Consider the following 11,832-nt stretch of genomic DNA (forward strand, 5'->3'; position numbering starts at 1 on the left):
GGAAAGGAACAGATGAGCACGCAACAGGACCAGGCCATTGCAGCAAAGGGTCGGCACATCGCGCTTGTGATTGCCGGGACCATTTCGCTGTGGGTGCTGGTGTCGCTGTTCATCGGTCCCATGCTGGGCCTGCCGGGGCGCTATGCGCTGCTGTTCGACTTTGCCGCGCTCGCGGGCATGATCTATGCCCTGGTCAACATATTTCAACTCTGGCGCTTGCGTCGGGCCAATGAACAAGAAAACCAAAGGTAGGCACACATGCTGAAGGATCAGGACCGGATCTTTACCAACCTTTACGGGATGCACGAGCGCACGCTGGCGGGCGCCAAGGCGCGTGGCCATTGGGATGGCACCGCGGGCATCATCGAAAAGGGCCGCGACTGGATCATTCAGAACATGAAGGATTCCGGCCTGCGCGGTCGGGGCGGGGCGGGCTTCCCGACCGGTCTGAAATGGTCCTTCATGCCCAAGGAAAGCGACGGGCGCCCGGCCTATCTGGTGATCAACGCCGATGAATCAGAGCCCGGCACCTGCAAGGACCGCGAAATCATGCGCCACGATCCGCACACGCTGATCGAAGGCGCGCTGATTGCCAGCTTCGCGATGAACGCGCATACCTGCTATATCTACCTGCGCGGCGAATACATCCGCGAGCGCGAGGCGCTGCAAGCGGCGATCGACGAATGCTACGATCAGGGGCTTCTGGGTCGCAACGCCGCGGGATCCGGCTGGGATTTCGACGTCTTCCTGCACCATGGGGCAGGGGCCTACATCTGCGGCGAGGAAACCGCGCTGATCGAAAGCCTTGAGGGCAAGAAGGGCATGCCGCGGATGAAGCCGCCGTTCCCGGCGGGCGCGGGCCTTTATGGTTGCCCGACCACCGTGAACAACGTGGAGAGCATCGCCGTGGTCCCCACCATCCTGCGTCGCGGGGCGGAGTGGTTTGCCGGCTTTGGCCGCCAGAACAACGCGGGCACCAAGCTGTTTGCGATCTCCGGCCACGTCAATAACCCCTGCGTCGTCGAAGAGGCGATGAGCATCCCGTTTGAGGAGCTGATCGAGAAACACTGTGGCGGCATACGTGGCGGTTGGGACAACCTGCTGGCGGTGATCCCCGGCGGATCCTCCGTTCCTTGCGTGCGCGGCGAGAACATGCGTAGCGCGATCATGGATTTCGACTATCTGCGCGGCGAGCTGGGCTCCGGCCTCGGCACCGCGGCGGTGATCGTGATGGACAAGCAGACCGACATCATCAAGGCGATTTGGCGGCTGGCGAAATTCTACAAGCACGAAAGCTGCGGCCAGTGCACGCCCTGTCGCGAGGGCACCGGCTGGATGATGCGGGTGATGGACCGTCTGGTGCGCGGCGAGGCCGAGCTGGAAGAGATCGACATGCTGTGGGACGTGACCAAGCAGGTCGAGGGCCACACCATCTGCGCATTGGGCGACGCGGCGGCCTGGCCGATCCAGGGCCTGATCCGCAACTTCCGCGAGGAAATCGAAGACCGGATCAAGGCACAAAAATCGGGCCGCATGGGCGCGATGGCAGCGGAGTAACCCGAATGGAAGCTTTTGCCGCATATTCCCATGCACTGGCCGCGCTGGCGGGTTTTGCCGTCATCGTGCTGGCGCTCTCGCCGTTTTCGGCGCTGGCCAAGCAGAAAGGCGGCCTGGCCCCGGGCGGAACCCCGGCAGAGGATTATGCGAACCCGGCCTATCGGCTTAATCGGGCCTACCTGAACGGCTGCGAAACGCTGCCCAGCTTCCTGACGGTCACGCTGTTGGCAATCCTGGTGGGGGCAGCGCCGTTCTGGGTGAACCTTCTGGCCTCGCTGGTGCTGGTGACCCGGGTGCTGATGGTGGTCGTGCACCTCCGCGGCATCGGACGCGCGCAGGCGGGCCTGCGGACCATTTTCTACGTGACGGGCTGGGCCTTGATGCTTGGCCTCGCAATTTTGGCACTGGTGACATTGTTTTGAAGACTTACGAACCATATCGACTGGCCGGTGCGCTGGCGATCGCGGCGCTTCTTGCTCTGACAGGGTGCGCTGCGGTTGTTGGGGACAAGCGGCCCCTGTATGACGGCGTGCCGTTCAAGGCCTCCGCCAAAGCGGTCGACAAAAAAAACGACCGGGCGCTGTTCTCGGTCACAGTCAAGGACGCGGCGCGGTCCGTTACTGGCGCGCGGCAGGCGGCCGCCCATGCTGGCACCCGCTACTGCATCGAATACTATGGCAGCTCGCGGATCGACTGGACCGTGGACCCTCGTGACGGCGATGCGCCGCTGACACTGAGCGGTGGCGACGCCATATTTCAGGGCACCTGCACCCCGTGAGCGGAATGACGGCATATCAGGGCGCTGCGGCGCGGCTGCTATTGCATAGCAGCGCTGTGCGATGGCGCAGTGCGCTCTCTTTTGCAAAGGAGACGCACATGATCCGCACCCTGACTGCCGCCACCCTGACCTGTGCCTTGGCACTGCCCGCTGCGGCACTGGCAAAACCGTCGCTGCGCGACGTTGCCGAAATCGAAAACCCGCTGTTCGCCGTTGCCATGGCCAAGGAAGTGGCGGATCACTGCGACAGCCTCGCGCCGCGCTACTTCAAGGGCTTGGGCGAGCTGCGCAGGCTCAAGTCGCGGGCGAATGAGCTGGGCTACAGCGATGGCGAGATTCGCAGCTACATCGAGTCCGATGCCGAAAAGGCGCGGATGCGGGCCAAGGGCGAACACCTGCTGGCGCAGAATGGCGTGGCCTACGGCGAACCGGAAACTTTCTGCGCCTTTGGCCGCGCGGAGATCAAGAAAAACAGCGCGATCGGCGTGTTACTGAGGGCGAAATAGACCATGTCTGACCTCCGCAAGATCAACATTGACGGAACCGAGATCGAGGTGGACGGGGCGATGACCCTGATCCAGGCCTGCGAAGAGGCGGGCATCGAGATCCCGCGCTTCTGCTACCATGAGCGCCTGTCGATTGCCGGCAACTGCCGCATGTGCCTGGTGGAGGTCGTCGGCGGACCGCCCAAGCCCGCCGCCTCCTGTGCGATGCAGGTGCGCGATCTGCGCCCCGGTCCCGAAGGTCAGGCGCCTGTGGTGAAAACCAACTCGCCCATGGTCAAGAAGGCCCGTGAAGGCGTGATGGAATTCATGCTGATCAACCACCCGCTGGATTGCCCGATCTGTGACCAGGGCGGCGAATGCGACCTCCAGGACCAGGCGATGGCCTATGGCATGTCGGGCAGCCGGTTCAAGGAACCCAAGCGCGCGGTCGATGATCTCGACCTTGGCCCGCTTGTCGACACCACCATGACCCGCTGCATCAGCTGCACCCGCTGCGTGCGCTTCACGACCGAGGTTGCTGGCATAACCCAGATGGGCCAGACCGGCCGCGGCGAAGATGCGGAGATCACCTCCTACCTCAACGAGACGCTGCACTCGAATCTGCAAGGCAACATCATCGACCTGTGCCCGGTGGGGGCGCTGACCTCGAAACCCTATGCGTTCACCGCCCGCCCGTGGGAGCTGACCAAGACAGAAACCATCGACGTGATGGACGCGCTTGGCTCGAACATCCGCGTCGACACCAAGGGCCGCGAAGTGATGCGAATCCTGCCGCGCAACCATGATGGCGTGAACGAGGAATGGATTTCCGACAAGACCCGCTTTGTCTGGGACGGGCTGCGTCGCCAGCGTCTGGACCGGCCCTACGTGCGCGTCGATGGCAAATTGAAACCCGCCACCTGGCCCGAGGCGCTGGCCGCGGCTGCCGCGGCAATGCAGGGCAAGAAGGTTGCCGGGCTGATCGGGGATCTGGTTCCGGTCGAGGCCGCCTTTGCGCTGAAGCAGCTGGTCGAAGGTCTCGGTGGCAACGTTGAATGCCGCACCGACAATGCCCGTCTGCCGGTCGGCAACCGCGCCGCCTATGCCGGCACCGCCACCATCGAAGACGTGGACACTGCCAAGTTCATCCAGCTGATCGGCACCAACCCGCGCGATGAGGCACCGGTGCTGAATGCTCGCATCCGCAAGGCCTGGCTGAACGGTGCGCAGGTGGGGCTGGTCGGCCAGCCCGCGGATCTGACCTATGATTACGCGCATGTCGGCACCGATCGCGCAGCGCTGTCCAGCCTGCTCGACAAGGACCACGGCGCCGTCAAGGACGCGCCCTCTGTGGTGATCGTGGGGCAGGGGGCTTTGCGCGAGGCCGACGGGCTGGCGGTTCTGGCAGCGGCGCAGAAACTGGCGGCCGATACCAACTCCAGGCTGCTGGTGCTGCACACCGCTGCGTCGCGCGTCGGGGCGATGGACATTGGCGCCGTGACCGAAGGCGGCAGGGACGCGGCCATTGACGGGGCAGAGGTGATCTACAACCTCGGCGCGGATGAAGTCGAGATCAGCCCGGGCGCCTTTGTGATCTATCAGGGCAGCCACGGCGACCGCGGTGCGCACCGCGCCGACGTGATCTTGCCAGGGGCCGCCTACACCGAGGAAAACGGCCTGTTCGTGAACACCGAAGGCCGCCCGCAGCTAGCCATGCGCGCCAGCTTTGCACCGGGGGAGGCCAAGGAGAACTGGGCCATCCTGCGCGCGCTCAGTGCCGAGGTCGGCGCGCAGCTGCCTTATGACTCGCTGGCCCAGTTGCGCCAGGTACTGGTCTCGGCGGTGCCGCATCTGGCCAAGATCGACCGGGTCACCGCAAAAGACGGCGAGCCGCTGTCACAGGACAAGCTCGGCAGCGCCGATTTCCTGCCGGTGATCAAGGATTTCTATCTGACCAACCCGATCGCCCGGTCGTCGCAGCTGATGGCGGAACTGTCGGCGGGGGCCAAGGCCCGCGCAACCGGGAAACTGGCCGCAGAATGATCCGCGTCGCCCTCATACTGCCGCTGCTGCTGGCCGCCTGTGCAACGGCGCCCGGCAGTGGTGGTGCGCGCTCCGCTCCGGTGTACGACGGGGTGGAGACCAGCCTGCTGGAGGGCGATCTGGTGCAATTTCACGTCTCCATGCGCGATGTGCGCGACGCTGGGGATCTCGACAAATATGCGGAATGTGCCGCCGCGCAATATGCGCTGATCCGGGGTTACGGGTTTGCGCGCCACGTGCGCACGACAATGAAACAGGCAGGGGGCAGCCGGACCGCCGATGCGGTCTATCTGATCTCCCCCGCTTTGCCGCGCGGATTGCGCACCATCGACGCCGAAGTCGTGGTGGCGGATTGCGCGGCGAACGGAATACCCACGGTGTGAGGACCTATGGCTGAATTCTTTACAACTACGGGCGGCATTGCTGTTCTGATCCTGGCGCAAGTGCTTGCGGTTGTTGCCTTTGTGATGATCTCGCTTCTGTTCCTCGTCTATGGGGACCGCAAGATCTGGGCCGCGGTTCAGATGCGCCGTGGCCCCAATGTGGTGGGTGTTTTCGGCCTGCTGCAATCGGTGGCCGATGCGCTGAAATACGTGGTCAAAGAGGTGGTGATCCCTGCCGGCGCCGACCGCACCGTGTTCATCCTGGCACCGATGACCAGCTTTGTACTGGCGATGATCGCCTGGGCGGTGATCCCCTTCAACGACGGCTGGGTCCTGTCGGACATCAACGTCGCCATTCTGTATGTCTTTGCGGTCTCCAGCTTGGAAGTCTACGGCGTCATCATGGGTGGCTGGGCGTCGAACTCGAAATACCCGTTCCTCGGGAGCTTGCGGTCGGCAGCGCAGATGATCTCCTACGAAGTCTCGCTGGGCCTCATAATCATCGGCATCATCATCTCCACCGGCAGCATGAACTTCGGCGACATCGTGCGGGCGCAGGACGGTGATCTGGGCCTGCTGAACTGGTACTGGATCCCGCATTTCCCGATGGTCTTCCTGTTCTTCATCTCGGCGCTGGCGGAAACCAACCGACCCCCGTTTGACCTGCCGGAAGCGGAATCGGAACTGGTCGCGGGCTATCAGGTGGAATATTCGGCAACACCCTTCCTGCTGTTCATGGCAGGCGAATACATCGCCATCTTCCTGATGTGCGCGCTGACCTCGCTGCTGTTCTTTGGCGGTTGGCTGTCGCCCATTCCGGGCCTGCCGGACGGCGTGTTGTGGATGGTCGCGAAGATGGCGTTCTTCTTCTTCCTCTTCGCGATGGTAAAGGCGATCACCCCGCGCTACCGCTATGACCAGTTGATGCGGCTGGGCTGGAAAGTGTTCCTGCCGTTCTCGCTGGCCTGGGTGGTGTTTGTGTCCTTTGCTGCAAAATTTGACTGGTTCTGGGGCATCTTCGCCCGCTGGACCGTGGGAGGCTAACTGATGGCAAACATCGACTATACCCGCGCCGCCAAGTATTTCCTGCTGCAGGATTTCTGGGTCGGCTTCAAACTGGGGCTGAAGTATTTCTTTGCCCCCAAGGCCACCCTGAACTACCCGCACGAAAAAGGCCCACTGTCGCCCCGCTTCCGCGGTGAGCACGCGCTGCGTCGCTACCCGAACGGTGAAGAACGCTGCATTGCCTGCAAGCTGTGCGAAGCGGTCTGCCCGGCGCAGGCGATCACCATCGACGCGGAACCGCGCGAGGACGGCAGCCGCCGCACCACGCGCTATGACATCGACATGACCAAATGCATCTACTGCGGTTTCTGCCAGGAAGCCTGCCCGGTGGATGCCATTGTCGAAGGTCCGAACTTCGAATTCGCCACCGAGACCCGCGAGGAGCTGTTCTACGACAAGGACAAACTCCTGGCCAACGGCGACCGCTGGGAAGCCGAGATCGCCCGCAACCTGGAAATCGACGCGCCGTACCGATGACATTGCCGCGCAAAAGTTTTCTAAAAACTTTTGCCAAGACTTTTGAGAAAAGTCTTGGACCGGAGGAAAGAACGTGACCAAGCAGCCGCCCAACCCGTTTGAGGCCATGATGGAACAGATGCAGGCGCAGGCCCAGCAGATGGCCAAGGCGTTCAACCCGGCGCTGGAGAACTTCTCGCCCTCGGAGGCCTTCAAGGAGTTCGAGGCGTTGTGGCCCACCATGCCCAAAGAGGTCATGGAGATGATGTTCGGCAACACCGTCAACAAGGGCGGGCTGGATGCCAAGACGCGGTTGCTGCTGACCCTGGCCGGGCTGACCTGCCAGGGCGCGCAGGCCGACACGGCCGTTCGCCAGACCGTGCGCCACGCCCTTGCGGCGGGTGCCAAGAAACAAGAGATCGTGGAAACGATCGGACAGATGTCGGTCTTTGCCGGCATTCCGGCCATGAACCGGGCGCTGGATCTGGCGCAGGCGGTGCTGGACGACAACAAGGACGATGAGACATGAGCGTGTTTGCCTTCTACCTCTTCGCCATCAGCGCCATCACCGGCGGGCTGTTCACGGTGATCAGCCGCCAGCCGGTGCATTCGGTGCTGTGGCTGATCCTGGCCTTTCTTTCCTCGGCCGGGCTGTTTGTGCTGCTGGGGGCGGAATTCGTCGCCATGTTGCTGATCATCGTCTACGTGGGGGCGGTCGCGGTCTTGTTCCTCTTTGTGGTGATGATGCTGGACGTGGACTTTGCCGAGCTGAAGGCGGAGATGGCGCGCTATATGCCGCTGGCGCTGCTGATCGGGCTGGTGATCCTGATGCAGTTCGTGATGGCCTTTGGTGTCTGGGAAACCGCCCATAAGGCGCCGGAGCTGCTGGCCAATCCGGTGCCCATCGACCGCCACAACACCGAGGCGCTCGGCCTCATCATTTATGACCAATATTTCCTTCTGTTCCAGCTGTCGGGCCTGATCCTGCTGGTGGCGATGATCGGCGCAATCGTGCTGACGCTGCGCCACCGCACGGATGTCAAACGTCAGGACGTCGTCGCCCAGATGATGCGCGACCCGGCCATGGCGATGGAGCTGAAGGACGTGAAACCGGGGCAGGGGCTGCAAAGCAAATGATCGGACTTGAACATTATCTGACCGTCGCGGCGACGCTGTTCGTCATCGGCATCTTCGGGCTCTTCCTGAACCGCAAGAACGTCATCATCCTGCTGATGAGCATCGAACTGATGCTGCTGGCGGTGAACATCAACCTGGTGGCGTTCTCCAGCTTCCTGGGCGATCTGGTGGGGCAGGTGTTTACCCTGTTTGTCCTGACCGTGGCCGCCGCCGAGGCCGCCATCGGCCTTGCGATCCTGGTCTGCTTCTTCCGCAACCGCGGCACCATCGCCGTCGAAGACGTCAACGTGATGAAGGGCTGAAGAACCATGGAAACCATCCTCCTCTTTGCCCCTTTGGTGGGGGCGGTGATCTGCGGCTTCGGCCACAAGTTCATCGGCGAACGCGCCGCCACCGTGACCGCCACGGCGCTGCTGTTCCTGTCGGCCTTGCTGAGCTGGATCACCTTCCTGTCATTTGACGGGGTGACCGAGATCATCCAGATCCTGCGCTGGATCGAAAGCGGCTCTTTGGCGACGGACTGGGCGATCCGTCTGGACCGGCTGACCGCGATCATGCTGATCGTGATCACCACCGTGTCCAGCCTCGTGCACCTCTATTCCTTCGGCTACATGGACCATGATCCGCAGTGGAAAGAGGGCGAGAGCTACAAGCCGCGCTTCTTTGCCTATCTGTCGTTCTTCACCTTTGCGATGCTGATGCTGGTGACCTCCGACAACCTGGTGCAGATGTTCTTTGGCTGGGAGGGCGTCGGTGTCGCCTCCTATCTGCTGATCGGTTTCTACTACCGCAAGCCGAGCGCCAATGCCGCGGCGATGAAAGCGTTCATCGTCAACCGCGTTGGGGATTTCGGCTTTGCGCTGGGGATCTTTGCCCTGTTCCTGTTGACCGACAGCATCAACCTCAGCGACATCTTTGCCGCGGCGCCGACGCTGGCGGAAACCCAGGTCTCCTTCCTGTGGGGGGAATGGAACGCGGCCAACCTGATTGCCTTCCTGCTGTTTGTCGGCGCGATGGGCAAATCGGCGCAGCTCTTGCTGCACACCTGGCTGCCGGACGCGATGGAAGGCCCGACCCCGGTGTCGGCGCTGATCCACGCCGCCACCATGGTGACCGCGGGCGTGTTCCTCGTCTGCCGCATGTCGCCGCTGATGGAGTTCGCACCCGAAGCCACCACGTTCATCACCGTGATCGGTGCGGCGACCGCGTTTTTCGCAGCCACCGTCGGCCTGGTGCAGAACGACATCAAGCGCGTGATCGCCTATTCGACCTGCTCGCAGCTGGGCTACATGCTCGTCGCCGCAGGCGTTGGCATGTATTCAGCAGCGATGTTCCACCTGTTCACCCACGCCTTCTTCAAGGCGATGTTGTTCCTGGGCGCGGGGTCGGTGATCCACGCGATGCACCACGAGCAGGACATGCGCAACTACGGCAACCTGCGCAAGAAGATCCCGTTTACCTTTGCCGCGATGATGATCGGCACGCTGGCCATCACAGGTGTCGGTATACCGCTGACACACATCGGCTTTGCCGGCTTCCTGTCCAAGGACGCCATCATCGAGAGCGCCTATGCGGGCGGGTCGATGTTCGGCTTCTGGGCCTTGGTGCTCGCGGCCTTCATGACCTCCTTCTACAGCTGGCGTCTGATGTTCCTCACCTTCTATGGCGAGGCGCGCGGCGACAAGCACACCCATGAACACGCCCATGAAAGCCCGATGGTCATGCTGATCCCGCTGGGGGTCTTGGCCCTGGGCGCGGTCTTTTCGGGTATGCTGTGGTACAACAGCTTCTTTGGTCACGCCGACACGGTGGGCAAGTTCTACGGCATTCCGGTGGCGGAGGCCGATGGCGGCGCGGCCGACGACGGCGCAACTGCGCTTCACGCGGGCGACGAGCACCACTACGTCTTCGCAGGCGAGCCGGGCGCGGGCGCGCTCTATATCGCGCCGGACAACCACGTGCTGGAAGAGGCCCATGCGGCGCCGAAATGGGTGAAGGTCTCGCCCTTCATCGCCATGCTGGGCGGTCTGGCGCTGGCCTATCTGTTCTACATTGTGAACCCCTCGCTGCCCAAACGCCTGGCGCAGCAGCAGCGCCCCCTGTACCTGTTCCTGCTGAACAAATGGTACTTTGACGAGCTGTACAACGCGATCTTTGTCAAACCCGCTTTGGCTCTGGGTCGGTTCTTCTGGAGAAAGGGCGATGGCAAGACCATCGACGGCTTCCTGAACGGTCTGGCCATGGGCGTCGTGCCCTTCTTCACCCGCCTCGCGGGCCGGGCGCAGTCCGGTTACATCTTCACTTACGCCTTCTGGATGGTGCTGGGCATTGCGGCCCTGGTCACCTGGATGTCGATCGGCGGAGGAGCGCACTGATGGACAATCTCCTTTCTATTGTCACCTTCATCCCGGCGCTTGCGGCGGCCATTCTGGCCCTGCTGATGCGCGGCGCGGACGAGGCGGCGCAGCGCAACGCCAAGTTCGTGGCGCTGTTCGCAACCACGGTCACTTTCCTGATCAGCCTTGGCATCTATTCGCAGTTCGATCCCGCCAACACCGGCTTTCAGTTCGTCGAAGAGGCCGACTGGATCTTCGGGCTGAAGTACAAGATGGGCGTTGATGGCATCTCGGTGCTGTTTGTGATGCTGACCACCTTCATCATGCCGCTGACCATTCTGGCCAGTTGGTCGGTCACCGACCGGGTGAAGGAATACATGATCGCCTTCCTGCTGCTGGAGACCCTGATGCTGGGCGTCTTCATGGCGCTGGATCTGGTACTGTTCTACCTGTTCTTTGAGGCGGGCCTCATTCCGATGTTCCTGATCATTGGCATCTGGGGCGGCAAGGAGCGGATCTACGCCTCCTTCAAGTTCTTCCTCTACACCTTCTTTGGCTCGGTGCTGATGCTGGTGGCGATGGTGTTCATGTATGTGGACGCTGGCACCACCGATATCGAAGCCCTGCTGACGCACAGCTTCTCGGCGGCGTCGTTCGATGTGTTGGGCATTCATGTTCTGGGCGGCGTGCAGACGCTGATGTTCCTGGCGTTCTTTGCCTCCTTTGCGGTGAAGATGCCGATGTGGCCGGTGCACACCTGGCTACCGGATGCACACGTGCAGGCGCCCACCGCGGGCTCTGTTGTTCTGGCGGCGATCCTGCTGAAAATGGGCGGTTACGGCTTCCTGCGCTTCAGCTTGCCGATGTTCCCGGTGGGCGCGGACGTGATGACCGATGTGGTGCTGTGGATGTCGGCCATTGCCGTGGTCTACACCTCACTGGTGGCCATCGTGCAGGAGGACATGAAAAAGCTGATCGCCTATTCCTCAGTGGCGCACATGGGGTTTGTCACCATGGGGATTTTCGCTGCCAACCAGCAGGGCATTGACGGTGCGATCTTCCAGATGCTGAGCCACGGCTTCATCTCGGCGGCGCTGTTCCTCTGTGTGGGCGTGATCTACGACCGGATGCACACCCGCGACATCGACGCCTACGGCGGGCTGGTCATTCGCATGCCGGCCTTTGCGCTGATCTTCATGCTGTTCACCATGGGCAACGTCGGCCTGCCGGGCACTTCCGGGTTCATCGGCGAATTCCTGACCATGATGGGTGCCTTCCAGAAAAACACCTGGGTCACCGCCGTGGCCGCAACCGGGGTGATCTTCTCGGCCGGTTATGCGCTGTGGCTGTATCGCCGGGTGGTGTTCGGGGATCTCATCAAGGGCAGCCTCAAGACGATCCAGGACATGAATGCCCGCGAGCGTTTCATCTTTGCGCCGCTAGTGGTGATGACCCTGCTGCTGGGGGTCTACCCGGCCCTGATCACCGACATCATCAGCCCCTCGACCGAGGCGCTGGTCGCAAACTTCAACCAGTCTCTGGCTGCTGCGGACACAACGCCCGTCGCCACCCAGATTGCGTCTCATTAAGGG

General features: G+C 62.4%; 14 protein-coding genes. All 14 read left to right on the forward strand.

The features are described 5' to 3' along the window. The first annotated feature begins 12 nt into the window (after nt 1–12). The 14 genes from AC0IPL_RS09385 (at nt 13) to AC0IPL_RS09450 (ending at nt 11,829) form a co-directional block, all read left to right on the forward strand. On the forward strand, nt 13–252 hold the full coding sequence (locus AC0IPL_RS09385; RefSeq protein ID WP_474273903.1) for a DUF5337 domain-containing protein: 240 nt from the start codon (nt 13–15) through the stop codon (nt 250–252). 6 nt (nt 253–258) lie between these two features. Continuing rightward, the gene (gene nuoF / locus AC0IPL_RS09390) at nt 259–1,557 is read left to right on the forward strand and encodes an NADH-quinone oxidoreductase subunit NuoF (protein ID WP_474273905.1); all 1,299 of its coding nucleotides are present in this window, start codon (nt 259–261) and stop codon (nt 1,555–1,557) included. Between the two features lie 5 nt (nt 1,558–1,562). After that, nucleotides 1,563–1,979: an MAPEG family protein gene (locus AC0IPL_RS09395; protein WP_474273906.1), complete on the forward strand. Its 417-nt coding sequence runs from the start codon at nt 1,563–1,565 to the stop codon at nt 1,977–1,979. Further along, on the forward strand, nt 1,976–2,335 hold the full coding sequence (locus AC0IPL_RS09400) for a hypothetical protein (protein ID WP_474273907.1): 360 nt from the start codon (nt 1,976–1,978) through the stop codon (nt 2,333–2,335). Before AC0IPL_RS09395 ends, AC0IPL_RS09400 begins: the two co-directional genes overlap by 4 nt. Nucleotides 2,336–2,433: 98 nt before the next feature. Beyond that, nucleotides 2,434–2,841: a DUF5333 domain-containing protein gene (locus tag AC0IPL_RS09405; RefSeq protein WP_474273908.1), complete on the forward strand. Its 408-nt coding sequence runs from the start codon at nt 2,434–2,436 to the stop codon at nt 2,839–2,841. A 3-nt stretch (nt 2,842–2,844) separates the two neighbouring features. Then, a complete protein-coding gene (gene nuoG, locus AC0IPL_RS09410; protein WP_474273909.1) occupies nt 2,845–4,863 on the forward strand; it encodes an NADH-quinone oxidoreductase subunit NuoG in 2,019 nt (672 codons plus the stop codon). Then, nucleotides 4,860–5,246: a hypothetical protein gene (locus tag AC0IPL_RS09415; protein ID WP_474273910.1), complete on the forward strand. Its 387-nt coding sequence runs from the start codon at nt 4,860–4,862 to the stop codon at nt 5,244–5,246. The genes nuoG and AC0IPL_RS09415 overlap by 4 nt, the downstream gene beginning before the upstream one ends. A gap of 6 nt (nt 5,247–5,252) precedes the next feature. Then, a complete protein-coding gene (gene nuoH / locus AC0IPL_RS09420) occupies nt 5,253–6,290 on the forward strand; it encodes an NADH-quinone oxidoreductase subunit NuoH (RefSeq protein WP_474273912.1) in 1,038 nt (345 codons plus the stop codon). 3 nt (nt 6,291–6,293) lie between these two features. Continuing rightward, on the forward strand, nt 6,294–6,788 hold the full coding sequence (gene nuoI, locus AC0IPL_RS09425) for an NADH-quinone oxidoreductase subunit NuoI (RefSeq protein ID WP_222506945.1): 495 nt from the start codon (nt 6,294–6,296) through the stop codon (nt 6,786–6,788). 106 nt (nt 6,789–6,894) lie between these two features. After that, on the forward strand, nt 6,895–7,296 hold the full coding sequence (locus AC0IPL_RS09430) for a carboxymuconolactone decarboxylase family protein (RefSeq protein WP_474274252.1): 402 nt from the start codon (nt 6,895–6,897) through the stop codon (nt 7,294–7,296). Then, nucleotides 7,293–7,904 carry an NADH-quinone oxidoreductase subunit J gene (locus AC0IPL_RS09435; protein WP_474273913.1) on the forward strand — a complete coding sequence of 204 codons (612 nt, stop codon included), beginning with the start codon at nt 7,293–7,295 and terminating at the stop codon, nt 7,902–7,904. Before AC0IPL_RS09430 ends, AC0IPL_RS09435 begins: the two co-directional genes overlap by 4 nt. Then, entirely contained in the window at nt 7,901–8,206 is a 306-nt protein-coding gene (gene nuoK, locus AC0IPL_RS09440) for an NADH-quinone oxidoreductase subunit NuoK (RefSeq protein ID WP_008553673.1), read from the forward strand. Before AC0IPL_RS09435 ends, nuoK begins: the two co-directional genes overlap by 4 nt. 6 nt (nt 8,207–8,212) lie before the next feature. Next, nucleotides 8,213–10,279: an NADH-quinone oxidoreductase subunit L gene (gene nuoL / locus AC0IPL_RS09445; protein WP_474273914.1), complete on the forward strand. Its 2,067-nt coding sequence runs from the start codon at nt 8,213–8,215 to the stop codon at nt 10,277–10,279. Continuing rightward, a complete protein-coding gene (locus tag AC0IPL_RS09450) occupies nt 10,279–11,829 on the forward strand; it encodes an NADH-quinone oxidoreductase subunit M (protein WP_474273915.1) in 1,551 nt (516 codons plus the stop codon). The genes nuoL and AC0IPL_RS09450 overlap by 1 nt, the downstream gene beginning before the upstream one ends. Nucleotides 11,830–11,832: the final 3 nt, after the last annotated feature.

Source organism: Leisingera sp. SA32 (assembly GCF_056033425.1).